Source organism: Nonomuraea sp. NPDC023979, assembly GCF_040639085.1.
GTDB lineage: Bacteria > Actinomycetota > Actinomycetes > Streptosporangiales > Streptosporangiaceae > Nonomuraea > Nonomuraea ceibae.
This window is the reverse complement of record NZ_JBEZZG010000010.1, coordinates 23730-49501: the sequence shown is the minus strand read 5'-3', so window position 1 is coordinate 49501 and position 25772 is coordinate 23730. Positions and strand designations below refer to the sequence as shown.

20 protein-coding genes are annotated in these 25772 nt (G+C 73.8%); 7 read left to right on the top strand and 13 right to left on the bottom strand.

From position 1 onward, the window contains the following. The first annotated feature begins 45 nt into the window (after window positions 1–45). On the top strand, window positions 46–2562 hold the full coding sequence (locus tag AB0G11_RS19605; RefSeq protein WP_357587248.1) for a tetratricopeptide repeat protein: 2517 nt from the start codon (window positions 46–48) through the stop codon (window positions 2560–2562). Here the strand turns inward: AB0G11_RS19605 and AB0G11_RS19600 are convergent. Next, window positions 2543–3418: a hypothetical protein gene (locus AB0G11_RS19600; protein ID WP_219511602.1), complete on the bottom strand. Its 876-nt coding sequence runs from the start codon at window positions 3416–3418 to the stop codon at window positions 2543–2545. The two genes, AB0G11_RS19605 and AB0G11_RS19600, sit on opposite strands and share 20 nt — an antisense overlap. 73 nt (window positions 3419–3491) lie before the next feature. Here AB0G11_RS19600 and AB0G11_RS19595 point away from each other — a divergent pair, with 73 nt between their 5' ends. After that, window positions 3492–4274, top strand: a complete 783-nt coding sequence (locus AB0G11_RS19595) for a tyrosine-protein phosphatase (protein WP_308126076.1) — start codon at window positions 3492–3494, stop codon at window positions 4272–4274. Window positions 4275–4299: 25 nt separating this feature from the next. Here the strand turns inward: AB0G11_RS19595 and AB0G11_RS19590 are convergent, their stop codons facing one another. Further along, window positions 4300–5346 (bottom strand): Gfo/Idh/MocA family oxidoreductase, encoded by a 1047-nt coding sequence (locus AB0G11_RS19590; RefSeq protein ID WP_357587246.1) that lies wholly within the window; start codon window positions 5344–5346, stop codon window positions 4300–4302. After that, complete coding sequence (locus AB0G11_RS19585) at window positions 5339–6238, bottom strand: PAC2 family protein (RefSeq protein ID WP_219511609.1); 900 nt, start codon at window positions 6236–6238, stop codon at window positions 5339–5341. The genes AB0G11_RS19590 and AB0G11_RS19585 overlap by 8 nt, the downstream gene beginning before the upstream one ends. A gap of 94 nt (window positions 6239–6332) precedes the next feature. On the opposite strand from AB0G11_RS19585, the gene AB0G11_RS19580 reads away from it, so the two are divergent. Both AB0G11_RS19580 and AB0G11_RS19575 read left to right on the top strand, forming a co-directional pair. Continuing rightward, window positions 6333–6719: an ankyrin repeat domain-containing protein gene (locus tag AB0G11_RS19580; RefSeq protein ID WP_219511611.1), complete on the top strand. Its 387-nt coding sequence runs from the start codon at window positions 6333–6335 to the stop codon at window positions 6717–6719. 70 nt (window positions 6720–6789) lie between these two features. Beyond that, entirely contained in the window at window positions 6790–7791 is a 1002-nt protein-coding gene (locus AB0G11_RS19575; protein WP_357587244.1) for a hypothetical protein, read from the top strand. A gap of 47 nt (window positions 7792–7838) precedes the next feature. Here AB0G11_RS19575 and AB0G11_RS19570 read toward each other — a convergent pair whose 3' ends face one another. The 7 genes from AB0G11_RS19570 to AB0G11_RS19540 all read right to left on the bottom strand — a co-directional run bounded on the left by AB0G11_RS19570 (window position 7839) and on the right by AB0G11_RS19540 (window position 20191). After that, window positions 7839–9953 (bottom strand): AAA family ATPase, encoded by a 2115-nt coding sequence (locus AB0G11_RS19570; protein ID WP_219511615.1) that lies wholly within the window; start codon window positions 9951–9953, stop codon window positions 7839–7841. 206 nt (window positions 9954–10159) lie between these two features. Continuing rightward, on the bottom strand, window positions 10160–11335 hold the full coding sequence (locus AB0G11_RS19565) for an FAD-dependent monooxygenase (RefSeq protein WP_357587242.1): 1176 nt from the start codon (window positions 11333–11335) through the stop codon (window positions 10160–10162). A 175-nt stretch (window positions 11336–11510) separates the two neighbouring features. Continuing rightward, a complete protein-coding gene (locus AB0G11_RS19560; protein ID WP_357587240.1) occupies window positions 11511–14876 on the bottom strand; it encodes a BTAD domain-containing putative transcriptional regulator in 3366 nt (1121 codons plus the stop codon). A gap of 75 nt (window positions 14877–14951) precedes the next feature. Continuing rightward, complete coding sequence (locus AB0G11_RS19555; protein WP_357587238.1) at window positions 14952–16136, bottom strand: hypothetical protein; 1185 nt, start codon at window positions 16134–16136, stop codon at window positions 14952–14954. 95 nt (window positions 16137–16231) lie between these two features. Next, on the bottom strand, window positions 16232–17077 hold the full coding sequence (locus AB0G11_RS19550) for an ABC transporter permease subunit (RefSeq protein WP_219518229.1): 846 nt from the start codon (window positions 17075–17077) through the stop codon (window positions 16232–16234). Next, the gene (locus AB0G11_RS19545) at window positions 17074–19737 is read right to left on the bottom strand and encodes an alpha/beta fold hydrolase (RefSeq protein WP_357587236.1); all 2664 of its coding nucleotides are present in this window, start codon (window positions 19735–19737) and stop codon (window positions 17074–17076) included. Before AB0G11_RS19545 ends, AB0G11_RS19550 begins: the two co-directional genes overlap by 4 nt. A gap of 46 nt (window positions 19738–19783) precedes the next feature. Beyond that, window positions 19784–20191: a PaaI family thioesterase gene (locus AB0G11_RS19540; protein WP_219518224.1), complete on the bottom strand. Its 408-nt coding sequence runs from the start codon at window positions 20189–20191 to the stop codon at window positions 19784–19786. A 25-nt stretch (window positions 20192–20216) separates the two neighbouring features. Between AB0G11_RS19540 and AB0G11_RS19535 the strand changes: the two genes are divergently transcribed. Together AB0G11_RS19535 and AB0G11_RS19530 are read left to right on the top strand one after the other, a co-directional pair. Further along, complete coding sequence (locus AB0G11_RS19535) at window positions 20217–21578, top strand: cytochrome P450 (RefSeq protein ID WP_357587234.1); 1362 nt, start codon at window positions 20217–20219, stop codon at window positions 21576–21578. Between the two features lie 127 nt (window positions 21579–21705). Next, entirely contained in the window at window positions 21706–22758 is a 1053-nt protein-coding gene (locus AB0G11_RS19530) for a hypothetical protein (protein WP_357587232.1), read from the top strand. Here the strand turns inward: AB0G11_RS19530 and AB0G11_RS19525 are convergent. Together AB0G11_RS19525 and AB0G11_RS19520 are read right to left on the bottom strand one after the other, a co-directional pair. Continuing rightward, window positions 22716–23744 (bottom strand): CopD family protein, encoded by a 1029-nt coding sequence (locus tag AB0G11_RS19525; protein ID WP_357587230.1) that lies wholly within the window; start codon window positions 23742–23744, stop codon window positions 22716–22718. The genes AB0G11_RS19530 and AB0G11_RS19525 overlap by 43 nt on opposite strands. Next, on the bottom strand, window positions 23741–24376 hold the full coding sequence (locus tag AB0G11_RS19520) for a copper resistance CopC family protein (protein ID WP_357587229.1): 636 nt from the start codon (window positions 24374–24376) through the stop codon (window positions 23741–23743). The genes AB0G11_RS19525 and AB0G11_RS19520 overlap by 4 nt, the downstream gene beginning before the upstream one ends. 49 nt (window positions 24377–24425) lie before the next feature. On the opposite strand from AB0G11_RS19520, the gene AB0G11_RS19515 reads away from it, so the two are divergent. Beyond that, window positions 24426–25184 carry a class I SAM-dependent methyltransferase gene (locus AB0G11_RS19515; protein ID WP_357587227.1) on the top strand — a complete coding sequence of 253 codons (759 nt, stop codon included), beginning with the start codon at window positions 24426–24428 and terminating at the stop codon, window positions 25182–25184. 4 nt (window positions 25185–25188) lie between these two features. Here the strand turns inward: AB0G11_RS19515 and AB0G11_RS19510 are convergent, their stop codons facing one another. Then, complete coding sequence (locus AB0G11_RS19510) at window positions 25189–25752, bottom strand: TetR/AcrR family transcriptional regulator (protein ID WP_246646864.1); 564 nt, start codon at window positions 25750–25752, stop codon at window positions 25189–25191. Window positions 25753–25772 lie beyond the last annotated feature (20 nt).

Genomic DNA, 25772 nt, shown 5'->3' with positions numbered 1-25772 from the left:
CGTGCCCCGTCGGTTTGAATCACCCCCGGAAGGGGGGTCACGTACGTGACAGCTGAGTTGGACAAGCCGCAGCGCCGGCGCAGGCTCGGGGTGGCCGCGCCCGTCGCCGCCGGCGTCGCGGCCGCCGCGGCCAGCATCCTCGCGGCGGCCCTCGAATGGGAGATCCCGCCCCTGGCCAAGGTCGGGGTCACCGCCGCCGCCGCGCTCCTGGTCGGCCTGGCCACCTGGGCCACCACCGAGAGCCGGCCCCGGCGCGGCGTCCCCGCCGAGCCGTCCTCACGCCCGCCCGACCAGTGGCCGCCCGTCCCCGAGCACTTCACCGGCCGCGCCGAGAGCCTCGCCGAGCTGCGCGAGGTCTTCGCCGCCCGCCGCCGGTCCGCCGCCGGCTCCCCGCCGCTCGTGGTCTCCCTGTACGGGCGCGGCGGCGTCGGCAAGTCGGCCCTCATGACCCGCTTCGGGGACGAGGTCGCCGCCTGGTTCCCCGACGGCCGCCTCTACGCCGACCTGCGCGGCGGCGTCGACGCCCCGGTACGGCCCGAGGAGGTGCTGACCGGGTTCCTGCGCGCGCTCGGCGTCCGGCTCACCATCGACCCCGGCGGCCTGGAGGAGCTGCGCAAGCTCTGGCTGACCTGGACCAAGGGCCGCCGCATCCTCATCGGCCTGGACAACGCGCACGACGCCGAGCAGGTCAAGGCGCTGATCCCGGCCGAGCGCGGCTGCGCGGTGCTGGTCACCTCCCGCCAGCCGCTGTTCCTGAACGGCACCCACGACACGCGGCTCGGCGTGTTCAGCGAGGCGCAGGGCGTGGAGCTGCTGGCCCGGCTGGCCGGCGGCGCCCGGGTGAGCGACGACCTGGAGTCGGCCCGGCGCATCGTCCGCCAGTGCGACCACCTCCCGCTGGCCGTCACCATCTGCGGCGGCCGGCTCGCCACCCGCGAGCAGTGGACGCTGCGCCAGATGGCCGACCGGCTGCACGACGAGCGCCGCCGCCTCGACCAGCTCGAACTCGCGCCCACCGTGGACAAGAGCGTGCGCGCCTCCGTCCAGCTCAGCTACGACGACTGCACCGGCGTGCAGCGCCGGCTGCTGCGCCTGCTCAGCGCGCTGCCCGCGCCCGACGTGCCCGCCTGGGTCGCCGGGGAGCTGCTCGACGTCTCCGGGCTCGACGGCGCCGACCAGCTCGAGGCGCTCATCGACGCCCAGCTCGCCGAGTGCTCCGGCACCGACGCCACCGGCGCGCTGCGCTACCGGCTGCACGACCTCGTCGCCCTGTTCGCCGCCGAGCTGGCCGGCGAGGACGACCCCGAGCGGCGCGGCGACGCCATCGAGCGGGTGCTGCACGGCTACCGCCGCCGCGCCGAGGAGGCCGCGCAGGACCGGTGGCCGCAGGACTGGAGCAAGGGCGGCCGCCGCTCCAGCGCGGAGGGGCAGATCCACGCCGGCGACTGGCTCAACGCCGAGCGGCTCACGGTCATGTCGATGATCACGCTGGCCAGGCAGCTGGAGATGTGGGAGCTCACCTGGGGGCTGGCCAGGGCGTTCTGCTCGCTGTGCCACTCGCTGCGCGCCTACTGGGCCGACTGGCACGCGGTGGCCGACCTCGGCTGCGAGGCCGCCGAGCGGGCCGGCGACCGGCGCGCCCAGGCGATCTCCATGCTCGACCGCGCCGCCGTACAGGGTGGTCAGGGCGGGCAGGAGCGGGGCCGCGCGGACGCCGAGTGGGCGCTGGAGGTCTTCACCGAGCTCGGCGAGCCGTGGTGGGCGGCCAGGGCGATGCGGGCCATCGGCATGACGCTGTTCAGCGACGGCCACCTCGACCGGGCGCAGGAGCATCTCATCGGCGCGATCACCGCGTTCAGGGCCGAGGAGGACTTCTGGTGGATGGCCCGCACCCAGCGCAACCTGGCCGAGCTGCGGCTGGCCGAACGGCGGCCGGAGGAGGCCAGGCGGCTGCTGGAGGACTCGCTGGAGGTCTTCGAGCGGGCGGGCAACCGCTACTCGGAGGCGCAGACGCTGCGCGTCTACGGCGAGGTGCTGGCCGCCCAGGCGCGCGGCCTGCGCCGGGCCGGTGAGCACCGGGCCGCGCAGGACAGCTTCGCCCGGGCCGGCCACAGCCTGGACCGGGCGGCCGAGATGTTCCGGCAGCGCGGCGAGCTGTGGGAGGAGGCCCGCTGCCTGCGCGCCGCGGGCGAGGTCGGCGACCCGGCCAACGGCCCGCGCGAGCTGGAGCTGGCCCGGCGGGCCGAGGAGATGCTGGCGGTGCTCGGCGACTCCTGGGGGGTGGCCCGCACCGCCGCCTCCATCGGCCGGGCGCTCGGCCGGCTGGGCCGGATGGCGGAGGCCGAGCACGAGCTGCGCCGGGCCGTGGGCGCGTTCGAGGAGCTGGGCGACCGCTGGTGGATGGCGCTCAGCCTGCGCTACCTGGGCGAGGCGCACCTGGACAACGGCCGGCGCGCCCCGGCGGTGCCGCCGTTGCGCCAGGCCAGGGACCTCTACCGCAGCCTGGGCAACGAGGCGGGCATGAGCAGGACGCTGGAGCTGCTCAGACGAGCGGAGACCTGAGCAGCTCGCCGGCCGCCTGCCTGGCCTCGTGGATGCTCTGCTCGAACAGCCTGCGCACCTGCGTGGCCTGGTCGGACAGCTCCTTGATGTGCGCGCGGGCCAGGTCGTCGCGCACGGTCTCGGCCACGAGCTGCTGGTAGTCCGGGGTGCGCGCGGCCAGCGCCTCCAGCCGCTGGTGCGCGTGGAAGACCCGGTCGGCCTTGACCACCTGCTTGGCGTACTTCTCCAGGTTGCGCACCCGCCTGCACAGGGACGTCCAGGCGGCGTCGAGCGCCGAGCTGTAGGGCTTGAACGCGTCCTCCAGACCGGAGGGCAGGTCGCGGGGGACCAGCCGGCCGTGCTCGGCGTGCATGGCCGACAGCTTGGCCAGCCGCCGGCTGATCTGCCACAGCTCCTCCGGGAGCGTGACGCGGTTGTCGGTCGTGTCGATCAGTCCGGCCCGGTGCACCTGTGAGCCGAGGATCGCGTCGGCCGCCGCCTGCGCCCGGCGCAGCAGCACCTGGCAGGGGTGGTCGAGGTCCTCGGGCAGCACGTAGTGGCCGGCGTACTCGTAGGCGAGCCGGAGACGCCGCCTGGCGGCGCGGTTGGTGGCGTCGACCGCCATCCACCGCAGCATCGCGATCAGGCTCAGGCCCACCGCCGTCATCGCCACGCCGGCCACGCTGCCGGTCGCCAGCCAGATGAACAGCAGTGCGCCCGGCACGACGAACAGCCAGGTCGAAGAGTGGGAGGGCTCCATCCGCCGGCCGGTCCTGGCCATGCGGAGCACCTGAGGGCTGGAGCGCAGTTCGGCCGAGATGTCCGGGGGCAGCGATGGATCGATCACCATCCGTGGGGGCAGGGAGCGCGGATCCATACGTTCATGCTGCGTTATGGAGACCGAATCCGCTCAGTTTTGCCGGACATATAGGGTCAACGTGATGAACGCGATGACGAGATGGATCGATCTGGAAGGCGCGGTCAACGTCCGGGACCTGGGCGGGCTGCCCACCCGGGACGGCGGCGTCACCCGCTACGGCCGGATCCTGCGCTCCGACAACCTTCAGGCGCTCACCCCCGCCGACGTCTCCCGCCTGGTCGGCGACCTGAAGCTCCGGCACGTCGTGGACCTGCGCTCCACGGCCGAGGTCGCCCTTGAGGGCCCCGGCCCGCTCACCGCGGTGCCCGAGGTGACCCACCACCACCTGACGCTGTTCGCCGAGGGCGGGCGGCACACCGACGTCGAGGCCGACACCATCGACGCCGAGCGCGTGCTGCCCTGGCACGAGCGGCAGATCGACGAGGAGCTGCGCGTCACCGGCTTCTACTACGGATACCTGCGCGACCGGCCCGACGCCGTCGTGGCGGCGCTGCGCGCGATGGCGCTGGCCGACGGCGCGGCCGTGGTGCACTGCGCGGCCGGCAAGGACCGCACCGGCGTGCTGTCGGCGCTGGCGCTGGAGATCGCGGGCGTGACCCGCGAGGCCATCGTGGCGGACTACGCGGCCACCGGCGAGCGGCTGGAGGCCGTCCTGCGGCGGCTGCGCGGCAGCTCCACCTACCGCGACGACCTCGACTCGCGCCCGGCCGACGACCACATGCCGCGCCCGCGCTACATCCAGCAGTTCCTCGCCGTGCTCGACGACCGATTCGGCGGGCCGCAGGGCTGGCTGGCCCGGCACGGCTGGACGCCGGACGACACCGCCACGATGCGGGCCCGCCTGCGCGAGTGATCGGCCGAGGCCGACGGGCGAGCGGTCAGCCGAGGCTGATGACGGCCGACTCCTCGGCCGACCGGCGGGCGGCCTCGATCACGGTCAGCGCCTCGACCGCGCTCTCGGGGCGCACCGGCACGGGCGCGCCCGTGCGCAGCGCCCGCTCGACGCCGCGGTAGAAGCCGAGGTAGTCGCCGGCCTCGGTCGGCACCGCGCGCAGCTCGTCGCCGGCCCCGAGGACTCCCCACCGGTCCTCGGGCTCGTCGCCGAACCCCGCCTCGCCGGGCGAGCGCCCCGCCCGCAGCCGCTCCTCCTGGACGTCCAGGCCGTGCTTGACGTAGGCGGCCTTCGAGCCCAGCACCCGGAAGCGCGGCCCGAGCTGGGCGGCCAGCGAGCTTGCCCACAGATGGGAGCGGGCGCCGCCCGCGTGCGTCAGCGCCACGAACGTGTCGTCGTCCGCGCCGACGCCCTCGCGCCGCACGTCGCTCTCGCAGTAAACCGACCGGACCGGGCCGAGCAGCTGGATCGCCTGGTCGACCAGGTGGCTGCCCAGGTCGTACAGCAGGCCGCCGGCCTCGCCGGGGCCGCCCGACTCGCGCCAGCCGCCCTTGGGCGCCGGCCGCCAGCGCTCGAAGCGCGACTCCAGCCGCAGCACCTCGCCCAGCTCCCCGTCACCGGCCAGCCGGCGCACGGTCAGGAAGTCGCCGTCCCACCGACGGTTCTGGAACACGGTCAGCGGCAGCCCGCGCTCGGCGGCCAGCCGCATGACCGGCTCCGCCTCCTCGGCGGTGCGGGCGAACGGCTTGTCGACGACCACCGCCCTGCCGTGGCGCAGCGCCTCGGTGGCCAGGCTCGCGTGGGTGCGGTTGGGGGAGGCCACCACGACCAGGTCGCAGCGATCCCACAGCAGGTCCACGTCGCCGACGCCCTCGGCGCCGTAGCGCGCGGCCACCTCGGCCTGCCGCTCCGGGTCGCGCGTCACCACGGCGGCCAGCCGCAGCCCGCCGGTCGCGTGGATCAGCGGCGCGTGGAAGAACGCCCCCGCGGTCCCGTAGCCGACCAGGCCCACCCGGACCGGCTGCTCACTCATCGTCGCGCTCCGCCAGGAACCGCTCGAACTGGGCGGCGAGCTCGTCGCCCGTGGGCATCGGGGTGGCGTCGGCGATCAGGTTCTCCCGCTCGGAGCCGGCCGCGAACGCGTCGTACTGCTGCTCCAGCCCGGTGATCGCGCTGGACAGCTCGGCCGACGCGCCGATCTGCTCCTCGATCTCCGACGTCGTGCGCTGGGCCGCCTCGCGCAGGCCGTCCATCGGGAAGACCAGCCCGGTGTTGCGGGTGACCGCCTCCAGCCCGGTGACGGCGGCGGTCGGGTATTCGGCCTGCGACAGGTAGTGCGGCACGTGCACGGCGTAGCCGACCGCGTCGCGGCCCTCGGCGCCGAGCCGGAACTCCAGCAGCGCCGCCACGCTGCCCGGCACCTGCACCCGGCCGAACGCGCTGGTCTGCGGGCCGATCAGCTCGGGGCGGCTGGCGTGCATGGTGATGCCGAGCGGCCGGGTGTGCGGCACCGCCATCGGAATGCCGTGCAGCGTGACCATCCGGCTCACGCCCAGGCGCTCGACCAGGGTGGCGACCGCGCGGGTGAACAGCTCCCACTCCCGGTCCGGCTCCGGGCCGCTCATCAGCAGGAACGGGGTGCCGGTGGTGTCCTCGGCCGCGTACAGGGCCAGCTCCGGGGTCTCCACCTCCACCCATCTGTCGGTGTCGAACGTCATGATCGGCCGGCGCGAGCGGTAGTCGAGCAACCGGTCCACGTCGAACGTCGCCACGACCCGGTGCTCCAGCTCGGCCAGCAGGTGGCCCAACGCCAGGCGCCCGGCGGCGCCGGCGTCGACGAAACCGTCGAAGTGGTACAGCAACACCGGATCGGTCAGCTCGGGGACATCGTCTGCGAGCTTGTAGAGATCCGTCGGGTCGAACACGTCTGGTCAGCCTTTCCTTAGGTACTCATCTCCAGAACCCACGGCGAGCCGGAACGATTCCGTGATCGGCACCCTATCGAGGCACAATGGGCTCATGGACGGGGACCCGGAGCTCGAAGAGTTCGCCACCAGGATGTTCGGCCTGGCCAGGAGCGGTGACACCGACGCGCTGCGCGCGTACGTGGAGGCCGGAGTCCCGGCCGATCTCACCAATGGCAAAGGTGACAGTTTGCTGATGCTCGCGGCCTATCACGGGCACGCGGCCACCGTGAGCATGCTCATCGAGCAGGGAGCCGATCCGGGGCGGGCCAACGACCGCGGCCAGACGCCGCTCGCGGGCGCGGTGTTCAAGAAGGAGCCGGCCGTGGTCAGGGCGCTGCTCGACGGCGGGGCCGACCCGGCCGCCGGGAACCCGTCGGCCGTCGACACGGCCAGGATGTTCGCACACGACGAGTTTTTGGAATGGTTTGGGGCAAAGTAGTTCATAATATGAAATATGTACGAATCAGGAGAGTATGGCCTTTCGAACGGTCCATCGTCATGCTGGATGAGTGGCTAATTCTGCGCATTCCTTCAGTAGGCGACCACTCCAGATCCCTCCGCTGCCCTGCCCGTTCCCCAATGAGATAAACGAGCACGCCGCCGAGGTCGACGCCGAGAGCCATAGCTGGCTGGCCGCCTCACACCTGCTGCCCGGAGCCGAGACCCTCGAGCACTTCCGGCGCTCCAAGATCGGCATGCTCGCCGCGCGGACCAACCCCTTAGTGCCCCGCGACGCGCTCCGACTGATCAACGACTGGTACAACTGGCTGTTCGCCTTCGACGACGCGTTCTGCGAAGGCGAACTGATGGGGCACCGCGCCTCCGCGCTCGCCCGCGCCCTCCCGCCCCTCCTGGAGATCCTCGACCGGCGCCGCGAACCCGACGGCGGCGACCCGTTCGGCGTCACCCTGCGCGAACTCCTCGACCGCATCGCCGAGTCCGGCACCCCCGCCCAGGTCGACCGGTGGCGCACCACGGTGAAGGAATACCTGTTCGCCCAGATCTGGGAGGCCGCCAACCGGGAGGTCGACCTCATCCCCACCCCCGAGGACTACGTGCTCATGCGCCGCATCACCGGGGCGACCTTCACCTGCTTCGCGCTCATCGACGTCGGCGGCGGCTACAGGCTCGAAGCCGAAGAATGGCACCACCCCGACGTGCGCATGCTCTCCGACCTGGCCTGCGACCTCATCGGCTGGGACAACGACCTGCTCTCGTACGCCAAGGAACGGGGCAACGACAAGGCCCGGCACAACCTCGTCACGGTGCTGGCCACGCACCGGACGTTCAACCTCCAGGAGGCGCTCGAAGAGGTGTCGAAGATGCACAACACGGCCATCGCCGCCTTCGTCGAGCGGCGCACGGCGCTCGACAAGTGGGCCTCGCTGCCCGTCCGCCGATACGTGCGCGGACTCGAACACTGGGTGCGCGGGCACATCGAGTTCTCCCTCGGCAGCGCCCGCTACGTGCACGCCTGGCCCACCGACACCCGCTGGCCGCAAGCCGTCTAGGTGAGCGCGGGCTCCATCGTCACACCCCGCCCAGGTCCCGGACCCCCTCAGACAACGCCGTCCTCCGAGGCGTCCAGGTCGCCGAGCGCGAGCGCGGACGCCTCGTCGAGGTCCAGCCGCCCGCCCTCCTCGAACGCCGCCTGATAGTCCCGCTCGCCCATCGCCTTCTGGCACTCCTTGACGCACTGATCGTGGTCACCGGTCAGGAACGGCGCGCCCAGCATCGGCAGGCCCGCCGTCTTCCAGTTCTGCTGCAACGCGCCCAGCAGCCGGGCCGCCAGCGGCTCCTGCCCCATCGCGGCGAAGATCCGCGCCGTCGTCTCCAGCACCAGCAGCGTGCCCAGCGTGTCGTGGAAGTGACGCTTGATCCGCAGCCCCTCGCGGGCCGCGTCCAGCGCCTCACCCGGCCGGTTGCTGCCCAGCTTGGTCAGCGACATCGCCCACTGCGCGTAGGAGCTCACCCACAGCTCGCCGCGCTCCTTGCACACCTGGAGGCAGTCGTTCAGCAGCGACTCGGCCTCGTACAGCTCGCCCTGCGCCGACAGCACCAGCGACAGCTCCACGATCGCCGGCAGCAGGCCCGGGTTGAGCTCCTTGTTGTCGGTGTTGAACTCGATCGCCACGCCCAGCAGCGCGCTTGCCTTCTGCAGGTCGTCCTGCAGCAGCGCGGCGGTGCCCTGCATCTTCGAGGCCAGGATCACCGCCCTGGAGTCGCCGACCCGCACCGCCTCGGTGCTGCACCGCTCGGCCGCCTCCAGCGCGCCCACGCTGTCACCCTGGGCGCTGCGCACGTACGACAGCACCCACAGCGCCTTGCAGCGCTCCTTGCTGAAGCCCTTGTTGGCCTCCAGCGCCCGCTCCAGATAAAGGCGGCCCTCGCGGACGAAACCGCAGCACACCCACATGAACCACAGCGACGACAGCAGCGTCAGCGCCAGAATCGTCTCCCCCGGCGTGCGCAGCGCGTGCTCCAGCGCGAGGCGGACGTTGTCGTGCTCCTGCCGCATGCGCACGAACCAGTAGATCTGCCTCGGCCCCGACCAGGCGTCCTCGCTGCGCTGCGCCAGGCTCAGGTAGTAGGCCAGGTGCTTGTGGCGCAGGTTCTGCTTCTGGCCGAGCTTCTCCAGCCACTCCTCGCCGTACTCCGCCAGCGTGTCGATCAGCTTGTAGCGGACGCCGGCGTGGTTGCTGCTGATCATCAGGATCGACTTCTCCACCAGCCCCGTGACCAGGTCGGTGATGTCGCCTTCCGGCAGCCGCTCGTCGGAGCAGACGGCACGCGCCGCCTCCAGCTCGAAGTCACCGGCGAACACCGACAGCCGCGCCCACAGCAGCCGCTCGGCCGGCTCGCACAGCTCGTGACTCCACCCGATCGCCGCGCGCAGCGTCTGATGCCGCGGCAGCGCCGTCCGGCTCGCGCCCGCCAGCAGGCTGAACCGGTCGGCCAGCAGCGCCAGGATCTGCTCCACCGACAGCGCCCGCAGCCGCACCGCCGCCAGCTCGATCGCCAGCGGGATGCCGTCGAGACGACGGCACAGCTCCGCCACCGCGTTGATGTTGTACTCGTCGAGCGCGAAATCGGGCACCACCGCCCCGGCCCGCGCCGCGAACAGCTGCACCGACTCGTTGGTGAACAGGTTCTCCACCGGGTCGTCGCCCGGCACCTGCAGCGGCGGCACCGGCACCACGTGCTCGTACGGCAGGTGCAGCGACTGGCGGCTGGTGGCCAGCACCTTCAGGTTGGGCGCCGCCTCCAGCAGCTCGTGCACCAGCTCCGCGCAGCCCTGCACCAGATGCTCGCACGTGTCGATGATGAGCAGCATGTCGCGCGTGCCCACCCACTCCGACAGCGTCTCCGACTCCGCCCGCGACGACTGGTCGGCGATGCCGAGCGCGGACGCGATCGTGTGCCGGACCATGCCCGCGTCCTGCAACCGGGCCAGATCGGCGAACCAGACACCGTCGGGATAATGGTTGCGCACCTGGTGCGCCAGCCGCAGCACCGTGCGCGACTTGCCCACGCCGCCGATGCCCGTGACCGTCACCAGGCGGGACTCGCCCAGGTGCCGCTTGAGGTTGGCGAGCAGGCGCGTCCGGCCGACGAAGCTGGTGAGCTCCGCCGGCAGATTGCCTTCTCGCCGCCATCCTGTCGGGGTGGCCATGGGCAGCCTCTCGGGGGGATAGGCGACAACCTGCTTAGGCATCGTACCGCCGAGATCGCCGGGTGTCCCGGCGCCTGGAACGCCCGCGGGGTCGGCTTTGTATCACTCGGTAGCATGTATTCCGTGCAGAATTCTCTCCCGGAGCAGACCTCCGACGACACCGACCTCGGCTGGGGCGACTGGCCCGAGACCGACCCCGACGCCTTCTACCTCGACAACAAGCCGCCGCACTGGGCATAGTCCTTCAGCTCGATGCCGGTCGCGAACCAGTCCGTGGCCTTGAGCATCGCCCGCATCATCACCCTGCGGCGGAGCATCCAGTTGCGCATCCTGATCCGCGCCGGCGTCGCCGGCGCCAGGAACGACCCGGCGTTCCCCTGCCGCGCCACCTTGGCGTAGCCGCGGAACGCCTCCTGATAGGCCGCGAACCCGGCCCGGTGATCACCGCCCGCCGCCGCCAGCTCACCCGCCAGCACGTACGCGCCCACGAGCGCCAGACCGCTGCCGAAACCGCCCAGCGTGTTCCCGTACGCCGCGTCGCCCAGCAGCACCACGCGGCCCCTGGCGTACTCGTCCGTCTCGACCCGGCTGATCGAGTCCAGGTAGATGTCCTCGACCCCCGCCAGCCTGTCCAGCACCTCCGGGATCCGCCACCCGGCGCCCCGGTAGGCGTCCATCAGGACGCGGCGCTGCCGCTCCACGTCATGACGGTCGTAGTCCAGCGGCTCGGAGGCGAAGACGAAGAAGCTCGGCGCCTTCACCCCGCCCAGCGCCGCCATCCTGCCCGGCTCGTTGTACATCTGGCTGCCCGACTCCAGGTCGAGCTGCACCAGCGCGTAGTAGTGGCCCAGGAAGCGGACGAACTCCTCCTCCGGGCCGAACGCCAGCCGCCGCACGTTCGAGTGGATCCCGTCCGCCCCCACCACCAGGTCGAACGTCCGCGGCGCCGCCCGCTCGAACGTCACGTCCACGCCCCCGGCCGACTGCGTCAGCGACGTGATCGAGTCGCCGAAGACGTACTCGCAGCCCTCCCGCGTCCGCTCGTACAGCAGCTCCGCCAGGTCGCCCCGCAGGATCTCCACGTCGCCGCCGGTGAACTCGCCCGGCATCAGGGCCAGCCGCCTGCCCCGCGCGTCGACGATCTCCTGGTCCGACCCGCCGGTCCGGCGGCGGTACACCTCCTCCAGGATGCCCATGCGCTCCAGCACGGTGCGGTGCACGGCGCCCTTGAAGTCGACCGCCTGCCCGCCCAGCCGCAGCGCGGGCGCCTTCTCCACCACGGTGACGCGGCACCCGTACCGGTGCAGCCAGTAGGCGATCGAGGGGCCGGCGACGCTCGCGCCGGAGACGAGGACCGAGGTGTTCTTCATAGCGGTGTCCATGAGACCGAGCATGGGCGCCCCCGCTGACAACCCACCGCGCCCCCGCTGACAGTCCCCGCCGGCCGCACTCCCGCACTGTCAGCGGACCGCACCGGGCGCCGGCGGCCCGGGCGCCAGTGGCCCGGGCGCCAAGCGGACCGGGCGCCGACGGGCCTGGGGCCACGCGGCCCAGGCGCTAGCCGGTCCGGTGCGCCGGGGGGTCGCCCTCGCCGGTCAGGCGCACCACTTCGGCGGTCAGGGCCGTCAGCAGGTCCGCCCGCGTCAGGGCCCTGCCACGGGCGTACGCGCGGTCGAACGCCTCGACCCCCAGCACCTCGCGTGCCGCCTCGGCGGTCGCGGCAACCTGCCGATCACCGGCCACCGCCGCCCCCCGCACCGCCACCCCCGCCCCCAGCAACACCGCCGCCCTCTCCGCCACCCCCGCAGAAACCGCGCCCTGCCCCGCCACCCCCGCGGCCCACCCGGCCACGCTCTCCAGGACCAGCGCCCCGGCCAGCCCCTCGGCGACGTCCGCCAGGTCGGCGGCCAGGCCGACGTCGAGCACCGCCGTCACCGCCTGCCCGTACAGCCGCCGCGCCTCCCCGCCGCCCCCGGACCCCCGTACACCGGACCCCCGTACACCGGACCCCCGTACACCGGACCCCCGTACACCGGCCCGCCGCTCGGCCCGCCGCTCGGCCGCCGTGAGGCGGGCCAGCGCGACGAGCACGCGCCCCCGCGCCTGCCGCGCCCCGAACCCGCCGCTCTCCGACGCGGCCAGCGCCCGCTCGAACCGCCGCCGCGCCTCACCCGTGTCACCCGCCGCCTGGGCCAGCTCGCCCAGCCCCACCTCCACCATCACCGGCGCCCCGCCCCGCCCGGCACGCAGCGCGGCCTCCTCGGCCTGCCGGTAGGCGGCGGCCCCGCCCGCCAGGTCGCCTTCGCGCACCAGCGCCTCGGCCTGCCGCCCGAGCACGTCCGCCATCTCCTCCAGCGCCCCCAGCTCGCCGAGCAGGTCCAGCGCCTCCCGCCACATCTCCCCGGCCCGCCGCCAGTCGCCACGCCACCCGGCGAGCATGGCCAGCCAGTCGAGCCCCTGCGCGATGCCCCACCGCTCGCCCACCGCGCGGAACCGCCCGAGCACGTCCTCCAGATCCCGCTCACCCCCGGCAGGATCGCCGTCGATCACCCGCAGCAGCGCCCGCCCGAGCCGCCCCAGCGCCTCGCTCCACGGGTCGGAGCCGAGCACCCAGTCGGTCTCCGGCCCGACCGGCCGCGCCGGCGGCCCCACCGTCATCCCCCACAGCGCGGCGGTGATCGGATGCCGCAACGGCCGGTCCAGCCCGGCGACGAACGCCGCCGCCCGCTCCCAGTGCTCCGCCGCGGCCGGGGGAGAGGCGTGCACCACGCACATCACGTACCCCTCCTCCAGCCCCTCGACGGGCCGCCCGACGGCCTCCAGCAGCTCGGCGGCGGGCTCCCCGGCCTGGCTCTGCCGCCCGCTCAGCCACCAGTAGGACGCCAGCACCGCCACCATGCGCAGCGCCCTGTCGCGGTCGTGGCGCACGGCCCAGCGCAGCGCCCCCATGAGGTTGCCGTGGTCGGCGGACAGCCGCCGCAGCCACTCCAGCTGTTCGCCGCGCCGCAGGTGCGGGTCGGCCCGCTGCGCCAGCGCCTCGAAGCAGCGCCCGTGCCGCTCCCGCGTCGGTTCGAGCTCGCCGGACTCGGCCAGCCGTTCCGCGCAGAACAGCCGGATCGTCTCCAGCATCCGGTACCGGCCGCCGGCGTGCTCGACGAGCGACTTGTCCACCAGGTCGCCCAGCAGCCCCGCCGCGTCGTCCAGCCCGCACACCTCCTCCACCGCCGCCACCGTCGCGCCGCCCGCGAACACCGAGAACCGCCGCGCCAGCGCCTGCTCGCCGGCCGTCAGCAGGTCCCAGCTCCACTCGACGGCCGCGCGCAACGTCCGGTGCCGCGCCGCCGCCGTACGATCCCCGCGCGACAGCAGCCGGAACCGGCCGTCCGCCGCCAGCCGCGCCGCGATCTCCTCGACCTCGAACGACCGCAGCCGCGCCGCCGCCAGCTCGATCGCCAGCGGCACCCCCTCCAGCGCCGCGCAGATCCGCACGACCGCCTCCACGTTGCCGGGCTCCACCTCGAACCCCTGCCGCACGGCCCCCGCCCGGTCCGCGAACAGCCGCACGGCCGGGTACGCCATCGCCTCACCCACTGCCGTCCGTCCGGCGGGCGGCGTCGCCAGCGGCGTCAGCGTCACCAGCGCCTCGCCGGTGATCCCGAGCGGTTCGCGGCTCGTGGCCAGCACCCGCAGCCCCGGGCACTCCCCGAGCAGCTCCCGCACCAGCCCGGCCGCCGCCCCCACCACGTGCTCGCAGTTGTCGAGGACGAGCAGCGTCTCCCGCCCGCCGCCCAGCGCCGCCGCCAGCCGCCGCACCGGGTCCACCGGGTACGGCGCCCGCAGCCCGCCCTCTCGCACGCCGAGCGCCCCCAGCACCACGCGAGCGACCTCCTCACCCCCCACCCCCTCGCCGGTCAGCTCGGCCAGCGGAGTGAGATCCACGAAACACACCCCACCCGCCCCGGCCCCGCCCCCCGCAACAGGCCCGGCCGTCTCCCGCGCGGCCACCTTCTGGACGGCTGACTCGCGGGCGGCCGTCTCCCGCGCGGCCGCTTCGACCGCCAGCCGGGTCTTGCCGGTGCCGCCAGGCCCCACGACGGTGACCAACCGGGCATCCCGCAGCCGCCCGATCAGCGCCAGCTCCTCCTCCCGGCCCACGAAGCTGGTCAGCTGCGCGGGCAGACCCCGTCGCGCCACGGGCACCGGCTCGGCCCCCCGCAGCACGTCCAGGTGAGCGCCCGCCAGCTCGGCGCCGGGATCGACCCCCAGCTCGTCCGCCAGCAGCCGCCGCCCCTCCTCGAACACCTCCAGCGCCTCGGCCTGCCGCCCCGCCGCGTGCAGCGCCCGCATCAGCTGCGCCCGCAGCCGCTCCCGCAACGGATGCGCGTCCACCAGCCCCCGCAGCTCCGCCACCGAAGCCCCCTCGGGCAACCCCAGCTCGGCCTCCGCCAGATCCTCCAGCGCCCCGAGCCGCAGCTCCTCCAGCCGAGCCGCCTGCGCCCCGCCCGACGGCAGGTCGCTCAGCGCCGGCCCGCGCCACAACGCCAAGCCCTCCCGCAGCAGCGCCGCCCCCCGCGCGTGGTGCCCGGCCGCCACCAGCCGCCGCCCCTCCCGGGCCAGCCGCTCGAACCTGTGCGCGTCCACGTCGTCCGGATCGACCGCCAGCCGGTACCCGTTCCCGTGGAACTCGACCAGCCCGGCCCCGAGCCCCCGCCGCAACCGCGACACCTGCGCCTGCACCGCGTTGGCCGCCCCGGCCGGCGGCTCCTCCCCGTACTGGCCGTCGATCAGCTCCTCGACGGTCACCACCCGGCCGGCGTTCAGCAGCAGCATCACCAGCAGCGCCCGCGGCCGGGGCCCGCCGACGGACACCACCTCACCGGAGGCCCCGCGCACCTCCAAGCCCCCCAGGACACCGAACCGCATGCGCCGATTCTGCCCGATCCCGGCAACACGCCCGCCGCGTCCCGATCACCGCACCCCCGTGGACCAGGGCGCGGCTCACTCCGCGAGGCCGTAGTCGGGAAGGGCGAGGCTGAGGCTGGCGGCGGACACCTGCTTCCCGGGCAGCAGCTCCGGGTCGCGCAGCGCCGCGTTGCGCGCGTCGAGCTCCTCCCGCGTACGGGGCAGGAGGGCGGAGCCGCCTCCCATGACCAGGGCCTGGTTCGTCTCGACGAACTCCCGCGCCGTCTTCTCGTAGGCGTCGAACGCGGCCGCGTGCCCGTCCCGCACGGCCAGCTCGCCCGCCAGGATGTACGCGCCGACGAGGGCGATGCTCGACCCCTGCCCCGACATGAACGAGGGCGCGTACGCGGCGTCGCCGACCAGCGCGACACGGCCCCGCGACCAGGCGGGCAGATGGATCTGGCTGACGAGGTCGAAGAACAGGTCGTCGGCCTCGCGCATGGCGGCCACCAGCCGGGGCACCTCCCAACCGGCGCCCGCGAACTCGGCGGCGACCAGGTCACGCAGGGCGGCGGGGTCGCGCAGGATGTCGAAGGGCGGTTCGTCCCGGGCGAACACCAGGAAACCGTGCACCGGGGTGCCGGGCTCGTGCGCGTTGAGGACGGCGGCCTTGCCCGGGACGTTCCAGATGAACGCTTCGTGCGCCCGGCCGAGGTCACCGGGCAGCGTGAACCCGGCGAAGCAGCAGCCCAGATAGCGGTGGAACGGCCCCTCGGGGCCGAAGACGTGGGCGCGGGTGCCGGAGTGCAGGCCGTCGGCGCCGATCACCAGGTCGTACGTCCGCGTCCGGCCGCCGTCGAACGCGACCTCCACCCGGTCGCCGTCGTCGTGCAGGACGGCGATGGAGTCGCCGAACAGGAACTCGACCCGGTCACGGATCACGTCGACGAGCGCGTCGGCCAGGTCGCCGCGCCGCACCTCCAGGTCGACGCCCTCCGTGCCGCCCACCACGTCCTGGGCCGGGATGGCGGCGATCACCTCGCCCCCCGGATCGACGAACGAGACCTTCTGCGAGTCGACGTGGGCGTCCCGGAGCCGGGGAAGCAGCCCCATCCGCTCGACCACGCCGAGCGCGGTGCCACGGATGTCGATGGCGTAACCACCGCCCCGGACCGCGGGAGCCCGCTCCACGACCGTGACGTCGAAGCCGTGGCGGTCGAGCCAGTAGGCCACGGCAGGACCGGCGATGCTGGCACCGGACACGAGTACGCGACGAGTCATGAGACCTCCTTACCCGCCCCAGCCCCCACCGCCGCCCACCCGTCCCGCACCGCCACGTCCAACGGACCAGCACGGTCACCCCCGCCGGGGCGCGGTCAGCTCACCACGTCCTTGCTGCGGAAGCGGCGGAAGGCGATGGCGATGAGGATGGCCGCGTACGTGATCGACACCGAGGCGCCCTTGGCCATGCCGCTCCAGTCCAGCTCCGGGGCGAGCGCGTCGATCCAGGCGTTGTTCCAGAACGTGGGCAGGAACTCGCGCAGCGCCCCCAGCGCCTCCACCGCCTGCAGGATGGTGCAGACGATCCACAGGCCGACCGCCCCGCCCACGGCGCCCAGCGGCGAATCGGTCATCGTGGAGATCAGGAACGCCAGAGCCGCCACGACGAGCTGGCTGACCATGGCGTAACCGATCACGATGCCGAAGCGCGGGAGCACGTCGAGCGCCGGGATGGTCTCGCCGGTGCCGGGGACCTGGATGTCGGCCCAGCCGAACGCCAGGGTCCCCGCCAGGAGCGCCATCAGCGGCAGGCTGATCACGGCGGCGGCCGAGTAGCCGAGCGCCACGACGAGCTTCTGCCGCAGCAGCCGGTCACGCGGCACCGGCGCCGCCAGCAGGTAGCGCAGCGACGACCAGTTGGCCTCGCTGGCCACCGTGTCGCCGCAGAACAGCGCCACCGCGACCACCAGCAGGAAGCTCGCCGACACCGACAGCGCGAACGCCGCGAAGTTGAGCCCGCTGGCCGTGGCCAGGTCGGAGATGCGCAGCGACGACTGGTCGCCGAACCCGTCGGGGCCGAGCTGGAACGCGATCACCAAGATCCACGGCAGCGCCAGCAGCAGCCCGAACATGCCCAGCGTGCGCCGCCGCTTGAACTGCCTGACGATCTCGACCCTCAGCGGGAGGGTCCGGCGGGGCGAATAGCCCGTGGCGGCGGTCATGCCTTCTCCCCGATGAGGTCCAGGAACACGTCTTCCAGGCGCGGCCCGTGCCCGTTGCCGGTCGCGGCCGAGCTGAGCAGCGCCGACACCGGCCCGGCCGACACGAGCCTGCCGCGCTGCATGACGACCACGTGGGTGCAGGTCTGCTCCACCTCGGCCAGCAGGTGACTGGAGACGATCACCGTACGGCCGTCGCGCGCGTAGCGCTTGAGCACCTCGCGCATCTCCCGGATCTGGGGCGGGTCGAGGCCGTTGGTGGGCTCGTCGAGCACGAGCAGGTCCGGCAGGCCGAGCATGGCCTGGGCGATGGCCAGGCGCTGGCGCATGCCCTGCGAGTAGGTGCGCACGGCCCGCTCCAGCGCGGTGCCGAGACCGGCGATCTCCAGCGCCTCGTCGAACCGGGCGTCGGCCGCGGGGCGGCCGGTGGCGGCCCAGTAGAGCTCCAGGTTGTCGCGCCCGGACAGGTGCGGCAGGAACCCGGGGCCCTCGACGAACGACCCCAATCGGGACAGGACCGGCGCCCCGGGGGTGACGGGCTCGCCGAAGATCCGGATCTCGCCGCCGTCGGGGTGGATGAGGCCCATCATCATGCGCATCGTGGTCGTCTTGCCGGCGCCGTTGGGGCCGAGCAGGCCCAGCACCTGGCCCTGCTCCACCCGGAACGACAGGCCGTCCACGGCGGGCTCCCCGTTGCGGTAGGCCTTGCTCAGCCCCCGGATGTCCAGCGGCACCTCGGCCGCCCCGGCGGGCACCGGCGCCCCCGCTTCGGCGGCGGAGGAAGCCACGGCGTCCGGCGACGTGCCGGCTCCGACGCCGACGGAGGCCGGGGCCGGGCGGCGGCGGCCGGTGGCGAGGATGGCGGCGGCGACGAGGATCGCCGCCAGCGGCATCGCCCACACCCACCAGGCGATCCCGGCGGGCGGGGCGGCGAGGGTGGCGACCGTCGGGACGGACACCGTGGGGGAGGCGAGGGCGACGCGGTAGGAGGCCGGCTCGGCCGGGGTCGCGTAGCCCATGTCGGTCGTGGCGACGACCAGCCGCAGCCGGTGGCCGATGTCGAAGCGGTGGTCGACGGCCGGGAGCGTGACGGTGACCTCGGCGCTGCCCGCGTCCTCGGGGATCGTCACGCGCAGGGGCGCGACCAGACCGGCGGGCAGGGTCGGCGGCTGCATCGAGTCGGGGACGTCGAACAGCTTGGCGAACAGGGTCACCTCGCCCGAGCCCGACACCTTGATCCTGGCCGTGGGCGAGCCCGTGAGCTGGAGCGGCTCGGTGAGCGGCGCGGACTCGAACGCGGCGCTCTGGCCGGGCATGTCGAGCGAGACGCTCATGCCGCTCTGGCCGCTGCCGCCGCCGAGCAGGCTGCCGACGCCCGGGACCGTGGAGATCGAGGCGGGTGAGCCGCCGGGCGGGTTGACGACGTGCTGCTCGGGTCCGGCGAGCGGGACGTCGGTGACGTCGGTGCCGCCCAGGCCGGGATAGGCGGTGGCCTCGGGGTGCAGGCGGATGCGCTGCCGGGTGCCCGGGTCGCGGCCGCCGTCGCGGGTCACGGTGAAGGCGCTGACAGGCGTCCCGGCGGCGGTTTCGGCGGTGGTGCCGGTGCCGGCGGGGGTGGTGGTGGCGGCCTGCGGGGCGGTGGCGCCGGCGTTCTTCAGGTAGTGGTCGAACCAGGCCGCCGTCTGCTCGTACAGCCATTCGGCCTCGCCGTCGCCGCCGTCGTGGCCGCCGTCGAACCAGGCCAGGCTGACCGGGGTGCCCGCGGCGGCGATCACCTTGGCGTTGGCGTCGGCGTGGTCGAGCGGGAACAGCGAGTCGCGCTGCCCCTGGATGAGCAGCGTCGGCGCCTTGATCCGGCCCGCGACGGAGACGGGGCTCGACTTGCGCAGCAGCTCGATCGCCTCCGGCGTGGCCTTGCCGGTCTTGGCGACCTCCTGGTAGATCTCGCAGATCGCGGGCAGGAACCGGCCGCAGCGCGCCTGCTCGGCGGTGAGCGGCTCGGGCCGCTCGGTGAGCGCCTCCAGGCCCTGCGGCACGCCCGCGCCGCCCCGGCCGAAGAAGATGCCCGCCCACATGCGCTTGAACACGCCGTTCGCGGGCCCCTGGCCGGTGGCGTCGGGGAAGAGCGCGTCGGCCAGGTCGGACCAGGTGATCTGGGGCACGATCGCGTCGACGCGGGCGTCATGGGCGGCCGTCATGAGCGCGATCGCGCCGCCGTAGGAGCCGCCCGCGATGCCGACGCGTGGGTCGCCCGACCCGTCGAGCGCGACCTCCGGCCGCTTGGCCAGCCAGTCGATGAGCTGCTTGACGTCCTTGACCTCGTAGTCGGCGGAGTTGAGCGCGATCTCGCCGCCGGAGCGGCCGAAGCCGCGCGCCGACCAGGTCAGCACCGCGTAGCCCGACCCGGCCAGGCGCTCGGCCTGCTCGCTCACGCTGCGCTTGCTGCCGCCGAACCCGTGCGCGAGCAGCACCGCGGGCGCCTTGTCAGCACCGGCCGGCGGGTAGAACGTGGTGTCGATCTGGACCCGCTGGTCGTCGGCGGGGCCGTCGACGACGGTGATCATCTGGTCCTGGCCGCGCGCGTCGGGCGCTGACGGCCACACCAGCCACGTCGTCACCCCCAGCAGGGCGAGCACCGCGACCAGCGCGGCCGTACGTTTCATGAGGTGGAATCCTACTTTCCCCACCTGAGAGATTTCTGAGACGCGATCATGCGAGGAGGGCGTAGACCGTCGAGGCACGGGCGGCCGGGTCGCTCTCGCCCGCGGCGGTGAGCGTGACCTCGCTGAAGGCCAGCGTGCGCCCCAGCTTGGAGATGCGGACCTCGACCAGCACGTCCTTGTCCACGACCGGCCGCTGGAACGTCGTGGACTGCTGCACGGTCGTCATCGGCACGAACCCGCCCCGGGCGGCGGAGATCGCGACGACGGTGGCGGTGTCGGCGGCGGCCATCATCGCCTGGCCGCTCAGCCCGCCGCCCTCCCGGGCCAGCTCGGCCGACCACGGCAGGCGCAGCACGGCGTGCCGGTCGCCCACCTCCTCGACCAGCAGGCCGAGCCGCCGCACCCAGGGCGCGAAGTATTCGGCGAGGATCGCCTGTCCCTCTTCTGGAGTCACGCGCCCATCCTGCACCCTGGACGTCATGAGCGAGGAGACGCCGCGACCTCCTGTGGACGACACGCCCGGAACGGCCTCCCCTGTGGACGACACCGGCCACACCCAAGGTGACCTGCGGGAAGACGTCTTCCTGCCGTCCACGTACGAGCGGGCCGTCCCGTACGAGCTGTTCGCCCGGCTGCGCAGGGAAGCGCCCGTCTGCCGGATCCCCGAACCGGCGGTCGGCCCGTGGAAGGAGGGGCCCGGCTACTGGGCGGTGTTCCGGCACGCCGACGTCAAGCACGTCCTGCGCACCCCTGAGGACTTCTCCTCCCATCTCGGCGCCACCCAGATCCGCGACCCCGACACCCCGGCCGACCTGGAGTTCGTCCGGGCGATGATGCTCAACACCGACCCGCCCGCGCACTCCAGGCTGCGCCGGATCGTCGCCGCCGCGTTCACCCCGCGCGCCGTGCGGGCCCTGGAGCGGGAGATCGCCGAGCGTGCGCGCGGCCTGTTCGCCGAGGGCGAGTGCGACTTCGTCGAGGTGGCCGCCGACCTGCCCGTGTGGACGCTCGCGCACGTCATGGGCGTGCCGGACCGCGACCGGAGGCTGCTGTACGACTGGGCGTCGCGGGTGATCGGCTACCAGGACGCCGACTACGCGGGCCTGTCCACGGCCGAGACGGACGCGCTCACCCCGATGGGCCGCCAGGCGGTCGCCCGGCGCCCGGAGCCGCGTCCCGGCGTGAACCCGCGCTCCCGGGCGGCGCTCGCCGACATGTTCGCCTACGCGCACGCGCTGGCCGTGAGCCCGCCGGGCGACTCGGTGATGTCCGCCATGCTGCGCGGCGGCCTGACGGAGGCCGAGTTCGAGAACATGTTCTTCCTGTTCGCCGTCGCCGGGAACGAGACCCTGCGCAACGGCATTCCCGGCGGCCTGCTCACGCTCCTCGGCCACCCGGGGGAGCTGGCCCGGCTGCGCGAGGACCCGTCGCTGCTCGGCCCGGCCGTGGAGGAGATGCTGCGCTTCTGGCCGCCGGTGATGGACTTCCGGCGCACCGCCACCCGCGACCTCACGCTCGGCGGGCAGCGGATCCGCCGGGGCGACAAGGTCGTCGTCTACCACGCCTCCGCCAACCGCGACCCGTCGGTCTTCCCCGACCCCGACCGCTTCGACGTCGGCCGCGCCCCGAACGACCACGTCAGCTTCGGCGCCGGCCCGCACCTCTGCCTGGGCGCGCACCTCGCCCGCGCCCAGATGCGCGCCGTCTTCGGCGAACTGCTCTCCTGGGACGTCACGCTGACGGGCGCCCCGCGCCGCCTCACCTCCAACTTCCAGAACGGTCTCAAACACCTACCGGTACGGCTGCGCCGCCGCCGGGCCGTGAGCCGCCCACCGGCATGACCGTAAGATTTGCGCCGTGATGTCACCAGCGACGCTTAAGAACTGGGCCCTGCCCTACTGGACGAGGGGCCCCGCGGGACGCGAGACGCCGCATGATCTGTTCCGTGTGCTGTATTTCGGGTGGCTGGTGGCGTTTGCCCTGAAGGTCCTCGGCTCGGCGTGGGACGTCTCGTGGCACTTCATGTGGCTGCGCGACGACCTGGCCCCGCCGCACCTGCTCAACTCGGCCGGCACCGCCATCGTGGTCGCCCTGACGATCATCCACGGCTACACCGGCTACGGCGTCGACCGGGCCGCGCTCCGGCTGATCCAGTGGGGCACCGGCGTGTTCCTCGTCGCGGTGCCGCTCGACCTGATCAACCACCGCATCAACGGCCTCGACATCACGTCGTGGAGCCCGTCCCACATCATGCTGTACGTCGGCACGTTCTTCATGATCGCCGGCGTGGTCCGGGGCTGGTTCATGGGCGCGCCGCCCGGCCGCGAGCGCACGGTGGTGCTGGGCGCGTTCCTGGCGTTCTTCCTGGAGAACGTGCACTTCCCCGAGCAGCACCAGGAGTACGGCATCCTGTCGCTCGGCGCCTGGGACAACAAGGTGGTCTACGCCGAGAAGATCCTGCTCGACTTCGCCGCCGAGCAGATGGGCCGCCCGGTCGACCGCATCATGATCACCAACTTCACGCTGCCCGTCCCCGACACGCTCTACCCCGTGTACGCGGTCGTCGCCGGGCTGGGCGTGCTGGTCGCGGCCCGGATGATGATCGGCAGGTTCGGCGCGGCGACGCTGGTGGCCGCCGCGTACGTGGTGTTCCGGGTGGCGATCTGGCCCCTGCTCACCGTGGCCGGCTTCCCGCCGTCGGCGGTGCCGTTCTTCCTGGTGGTCGGCGGCCTGCTGGTCGACCTGGCGTTCGCGCTGCGCCATCCGGCCGTGCGCGCCGTCGTCGGCGCCGCCGGCGCGACCGCCGGCGTCTACGGCGCGCTCATCGCGCAGGACGCGGTCATGGGCCCGGTGTACGGGTTCCTCAAGGGGCAGGAGGGGCTGCACGGTTCGCCGCCCCTGGCCACGGCGTCGGCCGTGTGGGCGGGGCTCGGCCTGCTGGTCGTCTGGCTGGCCTGCGAATGGTGGGCCGGCCGCCGTCAGCCGATCGAGGCCCGGGTGATCGCCACCGCCACCCCGTAGGCCAAGCCCATCACCGCGACCTCGGCCGTCGCCCAGCCGGCGACGGCCGTGGCCCGGCCCGCGCGGATGGCCGGCAGCAGCCGGAACCTGATGTGCGCGGCCAGCGGCACCAGCAGCGCCGTCAGGGTCACCTTGACCACGACGAGCAGCCCGTACTGGCTGGTCACGATCGCCCCGGGCAGCTCCACGCCGGGCGTCAGCGCCATCGTGCCGAGGCCGCTGACCAGGCCCGACAGGCCCACCATGAGCAGGCACACGGTCGCCAGCCTGGAGAAGCGCGGCAGCGCCACGGCCAGCAGCTCCGCGCGCGGCGCCACGAACACCGCCAGCGCGATCAGCCCGCCCGTCCACGCGGCGGCGCCGATCACGTGCACCTCCATCATGATCATGATGGGGTCGTGCCACACCGAGTCCACCGCGTGGCCGGTCACGGGGATCGGCAGCAGCCCGAACAGCGCGACCACGATGCGCAGCTCGGCCGGAACCTTCTCGCCGAACCGCACCGCCATCAGGCCGATCCCCGCCGCCGCCAGCGCGCACGCCGCGCTGAACAGCAGGCCCTGGCCGGTGCCGACGGTGTCGACGTACGAGGCGATCATGCCGAGCGTGGGGACGCGGCCGGGGTTCAGCTCGGCGGTCCGGAACACGATCGTCAGCAGCGCGCACACCGCCCACGCCCAGGCGGCGGTGACGGCGAGCGGCCGGACCCGGCGCAGCACCGGCTCGCTGCGCTCGGGGGCGTCGAACCCGAGCAGCTTCGGCACCAGGCTCAGCCCGACGACGGCCACGGCGGCCACGTCGAGCAGCACCCGCACCACCGGCAGGCCCACGGTGACCAGCGGCCCCGGCATCGGGATGCCGGGCACGGCCTCCTGCGCGGTCAGCGTGCTCGCGACGACGGCGGCGACCACCGCGCTCACGGCGAACACGCCGCCCGCGAGCTGCCCCCGGACCGCCCTCCCGGCGGCGACCTGCGTGGCCGTCACGCCCGCGCCCCCTTCCCGTCACGCCCGCCGGAACCACCGGACCCTACGCCCTCCGACGCTCCGCCCTCGGCGGTGCTGGAAGGGCCGGTGGGAGGCGGGGCGGCGCGGCGGAGGGCCAGGGCGGTGCCGGCGGCCAGGATGAAGAGGGCGGCGACGATCCACACCACGGCCATCCCCGCGCCCCCGTTGGCCGCGGCCTCGGCGGCGGCGGCGCCCGCGTCGGGGGCGGCGGCGGGGGCGGTGGCGGCGTCACCGGACGGGGCGGCGGCGCCGGTCCCGGCGACGGTGAAGGTGAGCTTGCCGGTCACCGGGTGCCCGTCGGACGACAGGATGCGGTAGCCGACCACGTAGCTCCCGGCCGGCATCGGCCTGACCGCGACGGACACCTTCTCGGCCGACACCACGGCGGCCCCGTCGGCCCACGCGGAGCCGTCGCCGCCGGTGACGCCGATCTGGGCGTAGCCCTGGCGCGCGGGCTGGTCGAAGGTCAGCGTGATCCGCGACGGCGGCGCGGCCAGCGTCGCCCCGTCGGCCGGGTCGCTGCCGACCAGCACGTTGTGCGCCCACGCGGGGGACGCCAGGCCCGCCGCCGCGCAGGCCGCCAGCAGCAGGACCGTGAGTAGCCGCCTCAACGAACAACCTTCCATCGAGCGTGTTCAAATCCCGTCTATGGTGCCATCCATGAGTGACCTGTTCGGCGGTGCGGCTTCCTACTACGCCCGTTATCGAGCCCCGCACGGCGACGAGGCGATCGCCTACCTGGCGCGGGTGGCCGGCTCGGGCGCGTGCGTGCTGGACCTGGGCTGCGGGCCGGGCACGGTGGCGATCCCGCTGGCGGCGCGGGTGCGCGAGGTGATCGCGGTGGACCCGGACCCGGCGATGCTGGCGGCGGGCGAGCAGCTGGCGGAGGGGGCGGGCAACGTCCGCTGGCTGCGCGGCGACTCCACGACGCTGGCGGCGCTGCCCTCGTTCGACCACGTGGTGATGGGCCGCTCGTTCCACTGGATGGACCGGCGGGCGGTGCTGGCGGAGCTGGACGTGCTGCTGCCGCCGGGCGGCACGGTGATGCTGGTGGGCCCGTCGAGGGATCATCCGGACGAGCCGTGGGAGCCGGTGGTGCGGGCGGTGCGGGAGAGGTTCGGGCTGGGGGAGATGACGGCCCGCGACTCGTTCCAGGCGACCGGCGAGCACCACGATGACGTGCTGAAGCGCTCGCCGTTCTGCCGGCTGGAGGAGGCGCAGTTCGCCTGGACGCTGCCCCGGGACGTGGACGCCGTGGTCGGCCTGCAGCTGTCCTACTCCTACAGCTCGCCGGCGCGCCTCGGCGACCGGGTGACGCGGTTCGCCGCCGCCGTGCGTGAGGCGCTGCTGGAGGCGCGCCCGTCGGGGGTGTGGGAGCAGCGGGTCGTCACGTCGGTGCTGGTCGCCAGGCGGTACTGACAGGTCACAGGTCCTCGGCGGTCAGCCCCAGCTCGCGGGCGGCGGCGGTGCGGACGAGCCGGCTGGCGCGGCGGCGCGACAGGACCCTGCCGTGCACGTTCAGCTGGATGGCCAGCCCGTCGCTCAGCGCGAAGATGCGCCAGGTGGCGTCGTCGGGGTCGTCGCAGGTGAAGTCGCCGGAGGCGACGCCGGCCTCGATGATGCCGCGCATCACGAGCCTGCCCTGCACGTCGAGGCGCCGGGAGGTCTCCTCCAGGTCCTTGCTCCGCATGGACTCGGCCCAGGCGTCGATCCACAGCCGCCAGCCTTCGGGGGAGCCGCCGGGGGAGCAGAGCCGCAGCAGGGCGCGCAGCCGGTCGAGCGGCGGCCGGGGGGAGCGTTCCACTCCGGCCAGGGCGTCCAGGTGCCGCCGGGCGGCGTAGGCGAAGGCCTGGGCGAACAGCCCGTCCTTCGTCTCGAAGTGGTAGAAGAGCAGCGCCTGGCTGACCCCCGCGGCCCGGGCGATGTCGACTGTCCTCGTATGCCCGAATCCTTGTGCGGCGATCACTTCGCAGGCGGTCTTCAGCAAATCTTCGCGCCGTAACCGGC